At 40.4% G+C, this 20,264-nt stretch carries 13 protein-coding genes; 5 read left to right on the top strand and 8 right to left on the bottom strand.

The features are described 5' to 3' along the window. Positions 1–86 precede the first annotated feature (86 nt). From HX005_RS10085 to HX005_RS10070, 4 genes are all read right to left on the bottom strand, one after another. Positions 87–1,070: an LLM class oxidoreductase gene (locus HX005_RS10085; RefSeq protein ID WP_286377253.1), complete on the bottom strand. Its 984-nt coding sequence runs from the start codon at positions 1,068–1,070 to the stop codon at positions 87–89. Between the two features lie 549 nt (positions 1,071–1,619). Then, entirely contained in the window at positions 1,620–1,856 is a 237-nt protein-coding gene (locus HX005_RS10080; protein ID WP_107009354.1) for a VF530 family protein, read from the bottom strand. A 214-nt stretch (positions 1,857–2,070) separates the two neighbouring features. Then, entirely contained in the window at positions 2,071–3,675 is a 1,605-nt protein-coding gene (locus tag HX005_RS10075; protein ID WP_286377252.1) for a PepSY-associated TM helix domain-containing protein, read from the bottom strand. A gap of 3 nt (positions 3,676–3,678) precedes the next feature. Continuing rightward, on the bottom strand, positions 3,679–3,969 hold the full coding sequence (locus HX005_RS10070; protein WP_107009356.1) for a hypothetical protein: 291 nt from the start codon (positions 3,967–3,969) through the stop codon (positions 3,679–3,681). 425 nt (positions 3,970–4,394) lie between these two features. Here HX005_RS10070 and HX005_RS10065 point away from each other — a divergent pair, with 425 nt between their 5' ends. After that, positions 4,395–5,117, top strand: coding sequence for a 4'-phosphopantetheinyl transferase family protein (locus tag HX005_RS10065; RefSeq protein ID WP_286377251.1), 723 nt, complete (start codon positions 4,395–4,397; stop codon positions 5,115–5,117). 81 nt (positions 5,118–5,198) lie between these two features. On the opposite strand, the gene entS is transcribed toward HX005_RS10065, so the two are convergent. Genes entS through HX005_RS10045 form a run of 4 tightly spaced genes read right to left on the bottom strand, consistent with a single transcriptional unit; the run spans position 5,199 to position 15,154 of the window. Continuing rightward, complete coding sequence (gene entS / locus HX005_RS10060; protein WP_286377250.1) at positions 5,199–6,452, bottom strand: enterobactin transporter EntS; 1,254 nt, start codon at positions 6,450–6,452, stop codon at positions 5,199–5,201. Next, the gene (locus HX005_RS10055; RefSeq protein WP_286377249.1) at positions 6,442–13,593 is read right to left on the bottom strand and encodes a non-ribosomal peptide synthetase; all 7,152 of its coding nucleotides are present in this window, start codon (positions 13,591–13,593) and stop codon (positions 6,442–6,444) included. The genes entS and HX005_RS10055 overlap by 11 nt, the downstream gene beginning before the upstream one ends. A gap of 12 nt (positions 13,594–13,605) precedes the next feature. After that, complete coding sequence (locus HX005_RS10050) at positions 13,606–13,821, bottom strand: MbtH family protein (RefSeq protein ID WP_286377248.1); 216 nt, start codon at positions 13,819–13,821, stop codon at positions 13,606–13,608. After that, entirely contained in the window at positions 13,784–15,154 is a 1,371-nt protein-coding gene (locus HX005_RS10045) for an alpha/beta hydrolase-fold protein (RefSeq protein WP_286377247.1), read from the bottom strand. The genes HX005_RS10050 and HX005_RS10045 overlap by 38 nt, the downstream gene beginning before the upstream one ends. Positions 15,155–15,426: 272 nt before the next feature. Between HX005_RS10045 and HX005_RS10040 the strand changes: the two genes are divergently transcribed. The 4 genes from HX005_RS10040 (at position 15,427) to HX005_RS10025 (ending at position 20,048) form a co-directional block, all read left to right on the top strand. Continuing rightward, positions 15,427–16,197, top strand: a complete 771-nt coding sequence (locus HX005_RS10040; RefSeq protein ID WP_286377246.1) for an SDR family oxidoreductase — start codon at positions 15,427–15,429, stop codon at positions 16,195–16,197. A gap of 64 nt (positions 16,198–16,261) precedes the next feature. Further along, entirely contained in the window at positions 16,262–17,482 is a 1,221-nt protein-coding gene (locus HX005_RS10035) for an isochorismate synthase (protein ID WP_286377245.1), read from the top strand. 11 nt (positions 17,483–17,493) lie between these two features. Next, positions 17,494–19,143, top strand: a complete 1,650-nt coding sequence (locus HX005_RS10030) for a (2,3-dihydroxybenzoyl)adenylate synthase (protein ID WP_286377244.1) — start codon at positions 17,494–17,496, stop codon at positions 19,141–19,143. Positions 19,144–19,172: 29 nt separating this feature from the next. Further along, positions 19,173–20,048 (top strand): isochorismatase family protein, encoded by an 876-nt coding sequence (locus HX005_RS10025; RefSeq protein WP_286377243.1) that lies wholly within the window; start codon positions 19,173–19,175, stop codon positions 20,046–20,048. Positions 20,049–20,264 lie beyond the last annotated feature (216 nt).

Raw genomic sequence — 20,264 nt, 5'->3', positions numbered from 1 at the left:
ATCACTATGAATGAATGTTATTGGGGGGTATTTATGTCCAATAAGCAGTATTTTGAGTTCAGACAAAGCTCAATAATAAAATCTACTCATTCTAAATGAGTAGAAATACTAAAGTGAGGAACAACATCTTCGATGAGTTCTTGCAAAACTTCTTTGGTAGGGCGACGCGTTGGTTTTAAATTCAGTGTAATATGAGCGACACCATCTAGACGCTGTTGCTCCCAAAATTCCATCAGTGCGTTACGACCTGTCCTTAAAAAAATATTATTATACAAATGTGCTGGCTCATCAGGATTTTCACTTAAGTCGAGAAAATTAGCATAGCCAAAAGGATGCCATATGCTGCCATCTCCTAGATGTTCAATTTCTTGTACAATACTTTTTGAACGTTTTGGATCGACGCCATGCCAAATCCAAGCATCGGATTGATTGGCAAACCATGACATATCTTGACGTGCACGTCCAATCGTTAACATAGGCAGTCGACCTTGTATCGGTTTGGGAACTAAGTCGATTTGCCCTGATAAAGAACCATGATGTTCTGTAGTCATTTTAGGGAATTTATTTTCTGTCAATGTACGAATCATGTGCCATGCTTCACGAAAGCGTTCTGCACGATTTTCAAACTCACAATCGAAAGCAGGATATTCTACAGGACGATCACCACTAGACATGCCTAAGAGAAAGCGCCCACCTGAGAGTTGGTCTACAGAGGTGGCTTGTTTTGCGGTGAGCACAGGATTACGTAATGGCGAAACGATACCTGCTGTACCTAAAGTAATATTTTCAGTGATCGCTGCTAGATAACCTAAGTCTACAAAAGGATCATAGATTTGTGCTACATCTCCAAAATTTGGATCATAGAATGGGACATCTCTGATCCATAAAGCTGAAATCCCGCCTTTATCTGCCATTTTTGCAAGTTCGGCATGATCGGACATATCAGGTATAGGGCTGTCTGCATAGCCTTTAAAAGGGGCGATCAAGCCAAAACTAAGTTTATTTGGCTGAAAAACACGTGTAAATGCACGATGCTGTGCCAAGTGGGGAGGGAGAACTAAATCAGTCATATTTTACTCTATTTTGCTACATGTCCTCATCATAAAGCTTTAATAAGGGAATAAGATTCCCATATATAGGGTGTAAATAGCATAAATAAATATAAATCTATTTGAAATTCATATAGATATGTTTGAATGAAGTTAAAGTGTTGATCTAAAATTGACTAGATGACTCAGGTTGATCAGATGATGGAAATTTAACAATTTATGTCACGCCATGCAGCAGGGGTGGTTGAAAAATGCTGATTAAATAATCGTATAAAAAAACTGACATTTTCATACCCTACCTGAATAACCAACTTGATGAAAAGTCACCGACATAAAATACTTGAAACAACATAAATAGTATTTTAATAAACACTATATATAACGGATATATAGTGTTTTTATTTTGTGTGATGTCATTTAAGGTAGGGCAGTGTACTTTGATTTTTGGGCACTATATTTTGGGTATAAATCAACAATAATAACCAACATATCAATGCTCAATCAATCTCATCTACACTTTGGTATAAATTTATATGACGAAGCTAAGCAGGAATATCTGATTATTAACAATTATGACTTCTGTTTAGCCTTTTGGCGTAAGACGTATAAATATAAGCTTTCTACTTTTTCACGTGCCCATGGCGTGGTACGCAAGAATCGCAATGATGATTTAACGCTTGGGTCTATGCAAAAACATCTAATTTCAATTTTACGACTTAAGCCTTCAAAGCCACCATAGTAGTCTAGTAATTCATCTAAAATATCAGCAAGTTTTTTGCCATGTAAAGGGTCATTAGAGGTGCTCATATTGGATTAATCATATTTGAGAAAAATACATTATAACTCAGGTCAGATAGAAAATTTCTTGGATTGAGTATGAATGCTAATCATCAAACAAACATCTCTTGACTGATCAGCATTATCCTAAAATGGGTATATGTGCATAGAGTTTTGGTCAGAATCTATCTTAAGCATAAATCATGATGACCGTGTAATCACGATTATGCTTAAGATGATAAGTTTATGGTGCCCAGAGTGAACCTGCGCTCGCTATTTTAGCGCGATCTTGTGCTTGTTGATAAAAGCGCATAAACATGAGTGCAGTACAGAACGCGATGATATCAATCCAAATCACCATATTATGATGCAGCCAAACCCCAGTATGTGGGATGAGAAATGCAAATAATGAGGTCAATGGAATGAGAGCTAAACTGATCGCAATAGCGGCGAGTAAGTGTGGTAGAGCTTTGGCATACCCGATAACAAAAGCATAGGCAGTACAGATCAGAAAAATACTGTAATAGCTATACATAAAGAAATGATTCATGCTAGAAATATCTAAGATGGCATAGAACCAACGGCTGAATAGAAGCGTCCCTGTAATGGCTAAAATACAGCCCAAACATGTGCCAATCGTGAGATTAGCAAAGAATGTAACATCTTTACGCTGTGTAGGAATTGGGTCTTGAGCGCGTTTTTGCTTTTTAGCCCGTGTTTCAATCCATAGAATATTGCCAGAATAAAATAAAAATGCGCCGCCCATGCCAAAAATAAAATAAATCCAACGTACGGTATCACCACCAAAACTGCCAAAATGTAAGCTGAACATGGCATTAATGAGTTTGTTACCTGCATCGGTTTGAGTATTGATTCCGCTATAATTAAACTTTTCAACTTGGTAGGGATGCATGCGCATAAAATCATTGGATGCACCACGCAGCATTTGTTCGCTGCTATATAAAGCGATACGAGCTGAAGCCTTTTGAGGTTGATCTAAATTATTAAACTCAATGTAATCGACAGCATATTCAGGAGCGATTTTTTTTGCTTGTGCCAAAATTTTATCAATATCGAGTTGAGTTGAAGGAATATATATTTGCTCTTGCTTGCTTGGACTAAACACAGGTTTGCCTTTAAGTGCAAGCTGTCCAATCGAGTCATAAAAGAAATCATGAAATGCAAAAACAATAACCGAAATGCAAATAATGATGTGAAAGGGCAGACTGGTAATCCCAACCACATTATGTGTATCCAACCAAAAACGCTTTTTATTTTTGCCGGGGCGGACTGCAAAATAATCTTTAACCAAAGTCGGCAAGAGTAGAAGCAGACCTGTCATGAGCGCCAAAAAATATAAAATGGCAACCACACCCATGACATAGACGCCAAATCCATGGTGACCAGCCATTCCGGGGATACCAGCTGTTTCATGTAATTGTTCAATGAGCCAACCCGCTTTGGAAAGATTGGTCTGCTGTGTAATTAATTGACCTTGTGAGTCTAAACTGGCAAGCCATGTGCTTTGTGCAATATTAAAACCCTCATTACGTTTAGATTCTTTCCATAGTAATGGGGCATATTGATGTTCTGTCGAACGAAGATTTAAAGTAAAGGACTTTTCCGTTGCTGGATATTGAGCTTGAACTTGTTGAATGAGTTGCTGATATTGTTCAGGTTTAATTGCAGATAAGATCTGCTCCTGCGGGGTTGCCCATTGGCTAATTTGATGTTGAAACATACTCAAACCACCTGCAAAGAAGCAAATGAAGAGTAAAATTCCTGAACTTACTCCCACCCAAGTATGCATACTTTTAGCGAGTTTCATGAGATCGGAACGGACTTTCATGGATTATCCTCGTAATAGAAATAGACAGGCATAGGCAAGAAGATTGGCGGCTGCCATATAAAAAATTGCGGCTTTGCCAGTGTGAAATAAAAAACTGATGAAAAGTAGTGGCATCCATAACCAAGGAATACTCCACATGGCGAGCTGCACCAATAAATCCATTGCAATAAAGTGTTTGCCAATCACCACGATTAAATTTCCTAAAGCGATCGCCAAACTTAATCCAAAGATTGCCCCAGCGAAAGATTTAGACCACCAGTCTGGTTGGATGGTCTTTTCAATTTTATTTTTCATGGGTTTAACCTGCGTTTAAAGAGTGTAATAAATGGAATATGCGACCAAACCAAGATCATTAACACGACCCAAACAAAGCAGGCGACGACTTTAGGCAAACTGATTAACAGCACAATGAGTGCGAGCAACAGCAATCCAAGACCAATTATTTTGAAAATCTTGGGAAGCGGAGATGCGAGTAAATTTTGATTGTAATGACTGCAATAAATACTGAAGGTGCCTAAGAGCGTAAGTATGATTCCGAACGTTTTCATAAGGATGATAAATCATAAGCGATTGTTTATTTGCTAGACAGTATATATAATTGATAATCATTTACAAATGAAATTTAATACTATTTACTAGCATATCTAATGATGAATCCTATTTAAATTTCCTTTAACAATGACGTCCTTTGTGAACCTTCAACTTATTTTGTATTTTCAATGAATGAGCCATTATATTTTCAAAAGTATTTTACCGATTACGTATTTGAACATGCACAAAAACTTGAGCTGATGCAGGACTGCGTCTGTTACCAGTTGGATTTAGAACATATTGATGTGCATCTTTTTAAAAATATCATACCACCAAAATATCTAGAGCAAGCTGTATCAACACGGCTGAGTGAGTTTTATAGTGGGCGAATTTTAATACAGGCAATACTGATGCAGTATTATGAGGTTTATGAAGGAGTGACTTCACTTTCGCAGCGATTACCACAGTGGACTCCACCATTTCGAGGTAGTATTAGCCATTCGAAAAATCAGATTGTAGTCGTGGTATCGGCATCTACAGCTTATTTGGGTATTGATATTGAACATTGGGTCAGTGAGGCTTTGATTACAGAGGGTCAGCATCTGATTCTGAACCATCAAGATTATAAAATTTGGGATGAGATAAAATCAGAATTAAGTTTTCAGCAATTTTTGACTTTGGTTTTTTCCCTTAAGGAAAGCTTGTATAAAGCCGTTTATCCTGAAGTTAAACACTATATTGATTTTCTAGATGCGGCGATTACTGAAATTTCATTACCAAGCCGATGTGTTAAATTAAAGTTTTCAAATGAAATTCAGAATAAATTTCAATTGGTTCAAGAGTATGAGGGCTATTGGGAGATACAGGAAGATTATGTACTGACTTGGGTATATAAGACCGACCAAAAATAGCATTGATCTAGAGATACAGCGCCTCATATAGATATTAGTACTCAGAAGGAAGCATGGCGCTTTCTTCTGAGTTAAAGCAGATTAACTTTCCTGTAAATTCGGATCTTGCAACCCAGCTTTACGAATTCCTGTAAAGCCAATCAGACAGAGTAAACCCAGCAATAGACTGATCAGACCAAAATAGAAAATGCTGCTCGTGATTGGAAGTAATCGAGTGAGTAAGCCCATGCCCGTAGTGGCGATAGAATCTGCTGAAGCATCTTGAGCCAACCAAATGGCATTAATGCGTCCTAAATAGTCATCTGGTGTATGACCTTGTACGATGCTGTATTGCAGTAAATTTGCAACAGCAGCGCAATAACCAAACACAGCCAGAATGAACAAAGTCAGACTGAACCATGAACTTAAACCGATCGCAATCATGCAGGCAAAAACAGCTAGGCAGAAATACAACATGATATTGCCAGGACGAATCAGTTGATTGGTCCAACCACTGAGAAATGCAGCGATGATACCGCCTAAGGGGACAGCCGAATACATCAATCCTAATTCAAATGCACCGCCTGCAAACTGTTGTTCTACCATTTGCGGGAAGACGATGCGGATGGCGCTGCTGAAACTCAAGAGAGTGCCAATCAAAATGGTCGTACCGACAATCTTATTTTGAAAAACGAATTTAAAACCTTGCAAGAGCTGTTGTAGCGGGGATTCCATGACAGCACCGTGTTGTGAAGGCTTGAGGCTCGGTAAGTTTAGTAACAGAATGACAGTCAATAAAGTACCAATGGCTGCAATCCAATAAGCAGCAGCGACATTGCTCGCTGCAATAATAATGCCACCCAAGGCTGGGGCAATCACGGTGGCGAGTCGCACGGAAAGCATACTCACCGCGCGCGCTTGCACAATGTTTTCGCGCCCAACAATCATGGGCATGACTGCCATCATCGCCGTGACACCTAAGGCACCAAAGAAACCATCCCATGCACTAAAAACATAAATCAAACTCAGCGAGGGTTGGTTAGACATCGCATTCAAAGCCAATCCGATAAAGCCAATACCACAAAAGCTTCGAGCAAACAGAATCAGCTTTTTTCGATCATAGCGGTCAGATAGAACCCCACCCAGCAATAAACCAATAAACATGGCAATGCCTTCAATCGCAGTGGCAATCGCAACATGAAATACATCATGCGTCATTTGATAGACTTGTTGCGGAATTGCCACAATCAACATTCCAATAGTCAATAAAGACAAGGTACGTGCAACAAAGACATTGCGAAAATGGCGATTGGTTTTGAGTATACTAAAATCTGTCAGCAGCATTTTAAAGGACATGATCTGCACCTTTTAACTGACGTGCATGCTCAATGTGTGTATTTAAAATAAGACCTAATTTTTGCAATTGTTTTGGGGATAGAATATTGCTGTGATTTGCATCTGACATGGTTGTGATAGAAAGCTGTGCTACCAACGGCTCCCACTGGGCTTGAGGCTGAATGTAAGGTAGCAAATCTTTTTCAGCCACGACCACATGTAAATGACCATCAAACTTTGGCATTTTATACGGTTTTAACAAGCGTACTGCATCACGATAGTTGGCAAAAATGTCCTGTTGTAAGCGCTGAGTTTCTTGGTACAGACTAACATCAGCCTCTTCTAAAATATCATTAAAGAACTGCTCTTGTTCGGCTTCGGCATTCATTTCTTCTACCGATGGGTCTAACCATTGGTGGATTTCCGCAGGGTAAGTATCTAATAAACCGAGATAATCAACACGTTCATTTTGTTCACGAAGTTTTGCTGCCACTGCATATGCGACTGTGCCACCTAAAGAATGACCTAAGAAACTATAGGGTCCCTGTGGTTGGATGCTGCGAATTAACTCCAGTTGTTTCTCTGCTAACTCATCCATGGATGCACTATTGGCGAGTAAACCCTCAGGACGTGGCGACTGTAAACCGATGATCGGGATATTTGGGTCTAAATACGGGGACAAAGCGGTGTATTGCCATGCAGAGCCTGAGCCAGGAGAGAAACAGAACAGTGGGTGAGTCGTTCCTGAACGGATGTGCAAGATTGGTTGCATTCCGTTTTGTTCTACATGCTGTAAGCGCTCTTGTGAAAGTAACAGTGCAGCAATACGTTCAATGCTGACTTGAGTCATGAGCATGCCCATCGGTAGGGATTGATTGAATACTTTACGCAGCTCAATCACCAATTTCATGACTAAAATCGAATGCCCACCTAGTGCAAAGAAATCGGCATCAACTGATATATCTTCTTGAATATTTAGAAGTTGTTTAAAGATGATGGCAACTTTATGTTCGGTTTTAGAGTTGGGTAAACGCTTGATTTGTGTGTCTAACTGAGTTGGTTTTGGTAGAGCTTTGCGATCCAACTTACCATTATGACTGAGGGGGAATTCAGCCAGCGACATAAAATGACTTGGGCACATATAGGCTGGTAAGGCTTTTGCCAGTTTCTTTTTCAGAGAGGCAGTGTCTAAGCTAGTGTTTGTTTTTACATAAGCGATTAATTGGGGTTCTTGTGATGCGTTCAATGCAACAGGGTGTACGACCACATCATCGATCTGTGTGATTAGACGGATTTGCTGTTCAATTTCACCTAATTCGACACGTTGACCGCGAATTTTTAATTGATCATCAGCACGTCCAACATATTGAATACTGCCATTTTCCTGCCAATGTGCAATATCACCCGTACGATACATACGTTTGCCAACTTGGAATGGATTGGCAACAAAACGGTTTGCCGTTAAATCAGGACGATTGTGATAGCCCAACGCCAATTGCTCACCTGCAATATAGAGTTCGCCATGTACGCCTATAGGAACAGGACGCAAATATTGATCCAAAATATACAGCTCGGTGTTCCATACAGGATAGCCAATCGGAACACTATTTTCCTGAGTTGCTGATGGCGTACGAGCATTCATATAACTCACATCTACCGCAGCTTCAGTCGGACCATATAGATTGTATAAAGCACAACTGAAATGCTGAAAAAAGTTTGTAGCTAATGCAATCGGCAATGCTTCACCGCTACAGAACACGCGTTTCAGCGGAAGTGAACGACGCTGTTCTGCACTCATCAAGGTACTCACTGCATTTTCAAAAACCGATAACATCGAAGGCACAAAATGTAGTGTGGTGATTCCTTGTTTTTGAATAATATCTAACAGTTTTAGTGGGTCTTTATGCGCATGTTCTGGTGCCATGACCAATCGTGCCCCGACTAAATATGACCAGAAAAATTCCCAAACAGAAACATCAAAAGTACTTGGAGTTTTTTGCAAAATCACATCTGTAGTATTGAGTGGATATTGGTCTTGCATCCATAAAATTCGATTGACAATTGCTTGGTGGGAAACCAAAACGCCTTTAGGTTGCCCCGTTGTGCCTGATGTATAAATCATGTAGGCAGGGTGTTGTGGACTCACAAGCGTCGTTTGATAATCTACCAATGCGAGTGCGTCGGGGGTGAGTAAAGCATCAAAGTTAAAACGTGGTATTTGAGCATCGGGCAGTAATGATGCTTCAGTAATGATGAGTCGTGGCTGTGCATCTTGAAGCATATATTGAATACGCTCATTTGGATGCTGTAGATCAATCGGTAAATACGCTGCTCCTGCTTCAATCACAGCAAGAATTGCGAGACTGAGCTTGACCGAACGAGGTAAGGCAATGGCAATCACATCACCTGCTTGAACGCCGTGCTGTTGGAGTTGCTGTGCCAAGCCATAGACCTGTTCGCGAACCTGTTGCAAACTCAGTTGATGCTGTTCATCGACCAAAGCTAAGGCTTGAGGATATTGCTTCGCAGCTTTGTTTAAGAGTTGCTGTAAAGTCGTTGCTGGCACAGCATGCTGTGTTTGGTTGATGGCTTTTAGATGTTGTGCTTCTTTAGGAAGCTGTAAAGAATATTCTGCTAATACCCGATCAGGTTGATCTAATGCAGTTTCAATGAATTGAACCATGCGTGCCATCAATTGTTCAGGCTGAGCGATTACACCACGATGTTCTAACAGTAATTCAATCGATTGATCAGGAATGACCAATAATGCCAATGGATAATGGCTATAGCCGCGATTGGTCAGTTTTTCAATTTTAGCATCACCCAATTGTTGCTTTAAGTAATGATGATCAGGATAGTTTTCAACAACTAATAATGTATCGAACAAATTGCCTTTACCCAACAGGGTTTGAATTTCATTGAGTCCCATACCATCTTGTTCGAGGTGGCAAACATGGCTGTGTTGCAAATGATCCAGTTGTTGCCACAGGCTTTGTTGCATGTTCAATTTTATTTGAACAGGAATGGTATTTAGGAACAAACCAATTTGTTGTTCTAAACCCATAATTGGGGCAGTGCGCCCTGAAACTGGCGTACCAAAAACAATTTCTTCGCGGTAGGCATAAGTCTGTAGGGTCATTGCCCAGATCATTTGCATGAAGACATTTAATGTAATGCCTGCCTTACGTAATCGTTGCTCCAATTGGGTACTCAGTGCTGGACTAAGTTGATAAGCATATTCTTCGACAGCTTGTTTTTTTGCATGTTCAAATAAAATGAGAGGTTGTGCATCCTGTAAATCTTCAGCCCAAATGCGGCGTGCAGCAGTATGATCTTGCTGAATAAGTTGCATCACCACGTCATGGTATGAATCAGTTAAGCTTTTGAGCGGAGTCAATGGATCTTGGTAGGCATCAATCAGGTCTTGTATAAATAAGGGGGTAGACCAGCCATCCGTCAGCAAGTGATGGACGATAATGATTAATTCCGCATGCTGTGCAGTATGTTGAATCAAGACTGTACGCAGTGCGCCATATTCTTGATCCAATTGCATAGTGTGTTGCAAGGCGTGTTGAATTTGCGTTTCTAGTTGATCCGTACCGCAGACCAAGCTTGTTAACGGCCAATTTTGAGTTGGCTGTTGTGTATAGATAAAAATCGGTTCTTCAGTATTTTGGGTATCAAACCAACCACTCAATTGAGGGTATTTGCGTAAAACAGTATTCAGTGCTTGTTGTAAGCGTAAGGGATCGATTTCACCGTACAGACTGATTTGAGTAAAGGCATTATAGCTTGCTTGCTGCTGTTCTAGTTGAGCATGGAATAACATGCCTTTTTGCAATGGCAACAAGGGCAAAACATTGTAATTATTGCCATATTCAGCTTTGATCTTTTGGGTAATCTTTGCATCTATAAGTGAATGTAGCTGCTGAGGAATGCTAGGTTGCTGCTCCAGTTTTTGCAAGCATGTAGATAAAGCTGCAATATTTTTAAGTTGGAATACATCACTTGGTTTAAGCATGTAACCCTGTTTACGTAAGTGTGTACACAGCATAATGGCAGAAATACTGTCGCCACCCGTCATGAAAAAGTCGTCATCAATACCAATATTTTCTATTTTCAAAATCTGAGCACACAAATCACAGAGCAATTGTTGCTCAGGTGTTTGTGCGATGCGACTTTGTGTCCGAATTTGTGGGCGTGGCAAGGCTTTTTTGTCGACCTTACCGCTGACATTTCGCGGGAATTGCTGCATGACCGTCAATGCTGAAGGCACCATATAGTCAGGGAGATTTTGACGTAATTGGCTTAAATAAGTCTGACTTAACTGTTCCGCTTGTTCTTCATTCCATGTCAAATCTTTGACTACACAGTAGCCCAATAGGCGATGACTATTGTTAATCGGTTCAGCAATGACCACCACACTTTCTATATTAGGCAGAATGGATAAGGCATTTTCAACTTCACCAATTTCTACCCGATAACCTCGGATCTTGATTTGGTCATCACAGCGCCCCATAAATTCCAATTTACCTGCATTGTTCCAACGCACTAAGTCGCCAGTTCGATACATACGTTGCCCAACATCAAAGGGATTGGCAACAAAACGCGTTGAACTTAAATCAGCGCGCCCAAGGTAGCCATTAGCTATCCCAAAGCCAGAAATATATAGCTCTCCAATCACGCCCGTAGCACACAATTGTAAATTGCGATCCAGTACATAGGCTTGGGTATTGCCAATTGGGTTGGCAATCACTGGACGATCCGTCTGTTTTAATTCAGCACGGAAGGTATCCACGGTATATTCGGTTGGACCATATAAGTTATGTGCAAATAAATGGGTTTGCGCATTTAATTGCTGCCATAACGCCAAAGGTGCAGCTTCACCGCCAATCAGGATCAGACGAGGATGATGTTGATCTGTGGCAAATAAACCATTGGTGATCATTTGTGCACAAAAAGAAGGTGGTAAATCTAAAGTATCGATATGACGATGCTGAATTTCCTGAACCAAGCCCCAAGCATCGCGGCGCATATTTTCATCAAAAATATGCAGCTCTTGTCCCCATAACATCCAAAAGACTTGCAACCACGACGAGTCAAAAGAGAAGGAGTGAGTATGTGCTGCACGTAGTGGACGATGTGGGTATTGTTGATTCACCGCATTTAAGGCAGGTTGATAAATGGTGTCACGATGCGAGAGAATGAGATTCAGCAATGAACCATGCGTATTCATCACCCCTTTAGGACGCCCTGTACTACCTGACGTAAAGATAACGTAAGCTACATCTTGAAAATCAAAATGGCGCTGTATTGCTGGAATGGTACTTGAGTCTTGATCTTGGATGGCTGCAATTACATTGGTATCATCAAGATGGATTTGCTTTAAGTTTTTGGGTAATTGATTGGTCAGTGACTGCGTAGTAAGGGCAAACAGCGGATTTGCATCTTCACACATCATTTGCATCCGATCAATCGGATAATCCAAATCGAGAGGCAAGAAACTCGCCCCTGAATTCAGGACAGAAAGCATCACAACCACAGATTCTGCAGAGCGTGGAATTGCTCCCGCAATCACAGTATTCTTTTGCGCACCTTGTGCTTGAAGGTAGCGTGTTAGTTGATTAATTTTAAGACTTAATTCAGAAAAACTGAGCTGATAGAGCTGCTCTCGTTCACCACTGATTAGTGCAATACGGTCAGGGTATAGCGCCGCTTGTTCATAGAAAATATCTAAAATATTGTTGTATTTTTCAGGATGAGAAATCTTCGCACCAGTTCCTGCTTTGATCAGTACTTGTGCTTCTGACTTCGGCAAGATATTAATATCTTGAATGGCTTGGCGAGGTGATGATAAACCTTGTTCTAAAAGCAGCGTGAGACGTTGCCCATGTGCAAATAATTCATTTTGGGTATAACGCAGCGCATCGGCACGTAACTCAATGATGAGTTCCTGATTGTGCACAATAAATGAAAACTCAAAATCATCAATCGGACCTGTCGAAATATGATGTGTTTTCACCTGATGATCGTTCAAGTTCAGGTCTTGATCGAAAGCTTTATAGTTCAGAATTGGACCGTAAATGCGCTCGTGAATATCAATTGAATTAAGATCGCGTAGAATTTGTTCAGCATCATATTTCTGATGTGGGCGGATGCGTTGTAATTGTTGCTGCACCTGCAAGGCTAAACTCAGCCAATCTTCTTGTGGCGAGAGTTGAAATTTAACGGGCAGGACATTGACTGTAGGTAGGGTCGAGCGGATGGCTTTAGAGCCAAGACGACGCATGAATGGAATGCCCACGACTAAATCAGCTTTGTCACTCATTTTGTAAAGATACAATAATGACAAAGCCATCATCATATCGGGAAGTGCGACTTTGTATTGTGTAGCAAGATCTTGAGTTTCTTTTAGAATACCTTGAGAAAAGCGTAATTGATGCTTAATAAATCGCGCTGTAGTTTTCGCTGCAGCATGATGAATACTGAGCGTGATGGGTGAAGGGAGATCTTCACAATAATGCTGCCAAAATTGTTGATCGGTCTTGAACTGTTGACTATTTTCATAAGCCAAACGCTCTTGAATTACCTCTTGTAAAGCAATAAAGGGAGAGGGTTTTGGTGTTTGTTGAGCAGCCATTTGCTGATAAATTTCAATAATCCGCTTGCTCAGATTAATTAAACTAAAGCCATCTAACATAATGTGATGATAACGCTGATACCAATAGATCGTGTCATGCGTGATAAATAGGACTTGGCGGTACAATTGCTGTTGATCTTGCTTTAACGATTTAGCATGTTCACGATCGGTCGGCATCCAATCCCACACTCGTTGCATTGCCTGTTTAGGTGGGAGATGGCGAAAATCAAACTCTTCAATCACCATTTGAGATTCAGGTTGCACGTGCAAAACAGCATGATCAGGCTGTGTAGAATAAGTTGCAGTCACGGATTCTGCTTCTGAAAGCCCCTGTTGAATCGCCTGCTTAAATTGGTGTAGATCAATGTTATTCGGCAGTTCCAAACAATGTGCGATCGCGTATAAATCTTCAATTTCGCTTAAATGGTCAGCAAGGAAAATGCCACGCTGCGTAGATAACAGCGGAAACTGCATTGGATAACTCGCATCATGATGAAGTACGTAGGATAATGGTTGATTCATGCTGCTACTCCCTTAAGCCTGCTGAAATGGATTGATTGAATGCCAATGCTTTTCGACATAGTCAATGCAAGCCCCACGGCTATCAGGACCAAACTGACTATCCCATCCTTGTGGTACAGGATGTGTTGCAGGCCATAAGCTATATTCACCGTGTTGATTTTTTAAGACTTGAAAAGGAAGTTGCTCATTATCAAATGGATTCAGATAGTTTTCTTGTAGCTGGCTCATGTTTGTTATCCTTACTGAGATGTTTTGATGAAAGAATGTTGTTTAAGGTTTGAAGTAAATCTTTGTGCCAATTGACAGGGTCATGCCCGCCGTAATAGCGATGAAATGAGGAGTGACTTCCATTTTGTTTTAAGTGCAGATCGAGTTGTTGCGAAAGCTTGTACATATCGGTTTCACAATGTCCTGAACTAATGTGAAATTGGGTTGGTGTCCAAGTCATTGACATACTGCTGTGCAGACAATGTCTAAAAAATAGGTTCTGCTGAGATGTTTGTTTAGAGATAAAATTTAAGTATTTTTGAGATTTTTCATTTGTTTTAGTCGATTGGTTTACAAGGTATTGATGATGACGACTTTGTAAAAATGGGCTATTTTTTAAATCAGACCACCAATAGGAACCCGACTGCGCCACTACATGCTGAAAGAAGTTGGGATATAACAAACTACTGTGTATCGCGCACAATCCACCTAAACTTTGCCCGATAATCGACGTTTGTTGGGTATCTATCCGCAGATCAAACTGTTGTAACCACGGAAGCAGTTCAGTAACCAACGCATGACTAAAATCATCATGACAACCATAGTCGTGCTGACGTTTTGCAGCATCAGAATGAATAAATACAAATGTGGCAGGAAAAATACTTTGTGACGCGGTTCGATCTGTTAGAAAGAGCAGCAAAGGCAGTTGTTCACTCCAAATCTGACCGTCTAAAAAAAGTAATACTGGCAAACTATGAGGTTGGTTTTGTTGATGATGGAGCGACGCTGTTGAAAAAAAATCGATTTGATATTGCGTTTTTAATCGATGGCTAAACCATGTTTTAGACTGAACATCTGGTAGATTATTGAGCTTTTCTACTTTGCTTGGTGTATGTGGATTTAGATGTAATTGATTGATCACACATGCAATTTGTCCTGAATAACGAGGATGTGCGCTCAATGGATCAGCTTGAGCAAAATGCTGTAACTGGCTCATCCACCATTTGCGACGTAACACCGCTTCATTTGTCATAGGTGGATCATCTTCAGTTTCAACAATCACATAACTGCCAAACCAGTCTTGAGGTAAATCAATTTCATAGACACAAACATCAGTGCCTTCGAGTTGATGAAATAGATTCCATTGTTGATAGATAGAAGGTGTTTGTGAGTAAATATCAATTAAGATATTGTTTTTATTTCCCTTTTTTTTCCAAATAAAGCTACATCGACTATTGCCATTATGGTGAGTAATGAGAGGGTTAGAGTATAGTTTTATTTGCTCCCACCACGTGCTTGAACCAACATTTTCTTGATTTAACAGTGAATGAGTAGGATGAAATTTTAGCTCCATCTAAAGTCCAAGTATTGGGAAATTTCCGCATCAATCTATCAGAATGATTATCAGTCGTAAATAATAATGATTATCATTATAATCAATTAAAAAACCGATAATAAATTTAAAACAATAAATATCAATAATATAGGTCTTAATTTAGATTGAATTTTAAACGAAACCATGAGGGTGCGACGTTATGCGTAATAAAATGCTATTGATAATAATGATAATTATTTGCGATTATTTTGCCTGACTTCATTTATGGTCAAAATGACTCGGAGTAATTTATGAGCTCTACCATCGTGGTAACAGGAGCCGCAAGAGGAATTGGAGCAGCAATTGCCCTGAAACTATTAGAACAAGGTTTTGATGTGATTGGCATTGATACCAACCCAGACTCCAAAAGTTGGGAGATCGAACAACAACTGCGTGCTGAACAGAAACGACATTGGCAAGCCGTAACTCAAGATATTACCCAATACGATCAGGTACAGAATTTACTTGAAGAGATTGTCCAGAAAAATACGGTGATTGGTTTAGTGAATGTAGCAGGTATTCTGAAAATGACATCGCTTTTAGGTGCCAAATTAGAAGACTGGCAACATTCACTTGCGGTCAATTTACAAGCACCAATTATGTTGAGCCAGTACATGGCAAAGCATTTGAGTGAGCAGGGTGGCGGCAGTATTGTCACTGTAAGTTCAAACAGTGCGCGTATGGCAAGAACGCAGTTGGGCATGTATGCCACCACCAAAGCAGCATTAAGTCATTTCAGCCGTAATTTGGGTTTGGAGGTTGCACCTTTTAACGTCAGGGTAAATGTAGTTTCACCAGGCTCAACATTGACGCAAATGCAGAAACAGTTATGGGAAGATGATCACCCCCCAGCGAGTATTTTAGATGGCGATTTATCTCAATTCCGTACAGGTATTCCCTTAAAACGTATGGCGCAACCCGAAGACATTGCCAATACCGTTGCATTTTTACTTTCAGATCAAGCCTCACAAATTACCATGCAGGAAATTGTGGTAGATGGTGGTGCAACGCTTGGTGTTTAACGCAATCGTTAATTTAAATAGTCATTAAAATCATTGGATTATGAAATAAAAAAGGAGAAGAGGGATGTCCATTCAACCCCCTTATTTTATTCAGCAAAATAATTTGACCGAAACTCAAATCGCCCTAGCTTCTGAGGTTTTACATTGTGGTGATAGACCGGCATTTTTATTTAGCACACCAGACTATGTATTGCATAGCAACCAAAAACTGGCGGATGTAAAGGTTGATTCACAGCAGAGTTTGTCCAATTGGCTGAGGCAAGCAAGATTACAATTACAAGACGCACTCCAGCAAGGTAATCCACATGCACTTTTGATGGGAGGGCTTCCATTTAGCAGTGCAGAAGATGTGAATTTGATGGTGATGCAACAGGCACAGTGCTATCAAAAAATTCTGTTTTCTACGCCAGATTATGATTTAAGCAACACATTCGATGGTTCAATTTATCTGCCGAGTGCTGATGCCTTTCAGAAATCGGTAGAGGGGCTAGTACACGCTTTAAAAAATAAAGAATTGGATAAAGCGGTTCTAGCCCGAATTTTACAATTAGATTTCGATCAAAAAATTGATATATCGAAACTATTTTATAATTTATCCAAACATAATCCAGATGGTTATAACTATGCAGTCGCACGGAATCCGAAGCAAGAGGGCTGGTTTTTGGGTGCAAGCCCAGAGTTATTAATCGCCAAGCAACAACAAAGAATTTGGAGTAAACCTGTTGCAGGTACTGCACCACGCAGTATAGATCCAGTGCAAGACCAGCACAATGCACAGCAATTGTTATCTTCTGAAAAAGATCAATATGAACATGCTTTAGTGATTGAAATGATTGCCGATCAACTCAGCCCATTTTGTAAAAATTTGCATGTTCCCAAGCAGCCAAGTTTGATTCGTACCAAACGTTTGTGGCATTTAGCGACACAAATAGAAGGGGTTTTGCAGGACGAACAAACACATGTATTCGATCTAGTAGAAAAGTTACATCCTACACCTGCGATTTGTGGTCAGCCCACTGCGTTGGCACGTACAAAAATTGCAGAGATTGAACCATTTAATCGAGAACTTTTTGCAGGAACGATGGGTTGGGCAGATGCCAAAGGCAATGGCGAATGGTCGGTGACTGTACGTTGTGCACGAGTATATGAGCAAACGGCTCGTCTTTTTGCAGGAGCAGGCATTGTTGTTGCTTCAGATCCATCTGCCGAATGTGCAGAAACAGCTGCAAAATTTAGAACAGTTCTTGATGGCTTTGGGCTGTCACCTGAACAGATTTCCATATAAGGATGAGAACAATGCCACAAACATATTTAGACGGTGCGGTCGCATATCCAGCAGAATTTGCACAAAAATATCGAGAAAAAGGCTACTGGATTGGACAGAATTTAAGTGAGTTTTTACATGAAGCCACTGAAAAATATGCCGATAATATTGCAATTTATTGTGCTGAGCAAAAAATTACTTATCGGCAGTTTAATTCTGCTGTTGATTGCTGCGTTGCTGGTTTATATCAACGTGGTTTGCGAAGTGGTGATAAAGCTGTTGTGCAATTGCCAAACCATCATGCCTTTTACATCATTTTTTTTGCACTTATTCGATTAGGTGCATTGCCAATTATGTCACTGCCAGCGCATCGATTTTCAGAAGTAAATAGTTTTTTTCAACAAACGGAAGCCAATGCATATTTTTGTGCTGATTTTGGTACACAAAAATTTGATTATCGTGCTTTGGCTCGGCAGTGCCAACAGTCCAATCCAAGCTTAAAACAGGTTTTTGTTTTAGGTGAAACAGCAGAGTTTGACTCCATCTCAGCGTTATATACATTGGAAATTCAAGACAATCCAGTGCAGCCCATAGTTAACCAAGCCAGTACAGCAGATCAAGTTGCATTTTTACAACTTTCGGGCGGAAGTACTGGAATTCCTAAATTAATTTCACGTACACATGATGACTATCTATATAGCGTGCGGGAAAGTGCCAAGATTTGTGAATTAAATCAGCACTCTAAATTATTAATGGTACTTCCTGCGGCACATAACTTTTCCATGAGTTCTGCGGGGGCATTAGGTATTTTCTATAGTGGTGGTGCAGTGGTTTTAGGTACAGATCCAAGCCCAGAAACTTCATTCGCTCTCATTAGAAAACATCAAGTCACAGATGCCTGTCTAGTTCCTGCTTTAGTGCGCCCATGGATGGATAAAGCCGCACGTGATCAAGATGATATCTTGTCGAGCTTGCACTGTTTGCAAGTGGGAGGTGCACGTCTGGCTGATGTAGTTGCGAACCGTCTTATAGATGAATTCAATGTAAATTTACAACAAGTCTTTGGAATGGCTGAAGGCTTGGTCAATTACACTCGCTTCGGTATGCACAAAGACCAAATCATCCATACGCAAGGTCTTAAAATTTCCGAAGACGATGAAATTCTTGTTTTAGATGAAGATGACCAACCTGTGGCTCAAGGTGAAGTTGGGCATTTGCTCACACGTGGACCCTATACCATTCGTGGCTATTATAAAGCGGAAGAACATAATGCTCGCTCATTTACCCCAGACGGCTTTTATCGAACGGGAGATCTCGTTCGTATTTTAGAAGATGGATGCATAGTGGTTGAAGGACGTTCTAAGGAACAGATTAATCGCGGTGGTGAAAAAATTGCTACTGAAGAAGTTGAGCAAGCTTTGATTACTCACCCACAAGTGCGATTGGTGGCATTAGTTGCCATGCCTGATGATGTACTGGGCGAAAAGAGCTGTGCTTTTGTTTCGTGGCAAGCGCAGCAAGATGATCCAAGTGAAATTCGCCGAGGCTTAAATTTACGTCAGTATCTCAAAGATTATGGTTTAGCACATTATAAAATTCCAGATCGAGTTGAATTTATTCAGCATTTTCCTTACACCGCTTTTGGGAAAATAGACAAAAAAACACTAGTGAAACAACTTTAAAACTTCTACATATCAATTAGGTCTAAACAATGAGTATCCCTAAAATCGCAAGTTATCCTATGCCACAGGCAGATGATTTTTTTAACAATAAAACCCGTTGGGCACTTGATCCTGAAAAGTCAGTTTTGCTGGTGCATGATATGCAGCAATATTTTTTAGATTTTTATGATCAATCACAAGCACCCATTCCTGAGTTGATTCAGCATACCAAAGCCTTGATAGAACAGGCTCGCGCGCTCAATATTCCAGTGGTTTATACCGCACAATTGGGGGATCAGACCCCAGAGCATCGCCAATTATTAACCGACTTTTGGGGCACAGGTTTAAAAGATGACCCAGAGCAGACCAAAATTCACGATGAATTAAGTCCTGTTGGCGAAGATATTGTGCTGACAAAATGGCGCTACAGTGCCTTTAAATTTTCTAATCTTGAGCAGCTTATGCAAGATTGGGAACGTGATCAACTCATGATTTGTGGCGTTTATGCTCATATTGGCTGTTTATTAAGTGCCGCAGAAGCTTTCATGCTGAATATTAAGCCCTTCTTAGTGGGGGATGCTTTGGCTGATTTTAGCCGTGAAGAGCATGATCTCGCCCTAAAATATGCAAGTACCCGTTGCGCGCAAGTGATGTCGACACATCAAGTGCTGACAGCATGGTCGAGCAGTCGCGAGAAAAAAGTTCATCCCTTATCTAAGGCTGGCATTTTACGTGCAGTGAGTGAGCAATTGCAGCTTCCTGCTGAAGAAATTCAATTGCAGGATGACTTGCTGCTCTTGGGTTTAGATTCGGTCAGATTAATGACCTTAGTGGGTGTATGGCAAGCCTATGGAAGCCGTGTCAGCTTTGAGGATTTAGCAGAGCAACCCACCTTAGATGCTTGGATCGAGAAAATTGCCGCTTAACGCATAGTAACAATAGAAAAACCGAGTGATTGTATATCACTCGGTTTTTTAATGACTTCTTAAATGTTTATTTAAAATTAACTGATGTTACGCAGTAACTCTAAAATTAAACTTTGGAGCTAGAAAAATGTGGATACGCAAAAACGTCATCCGCAACGTGTTTGAGGCAGGACTACTTTAGGTAGAAATGTTTCTGCGATGTATTTATCAATTTGC

It is taken from the genome of Acinetobacter sp. R933-2, assembly GCF_030325485.1.
Classification (GTDB): Bacteria; Pseudomonadota; Gammaproteobacteria; order Pseudomonadales; family Moraxellaceae; genus Acinetobacter; species Acinetobacter sichuanensis.
The sequence above is the reverse complement of the archived record's forward strand: the minus strand, read 5'-3'. Positions and strand labels throughout refer to the sequence as shown.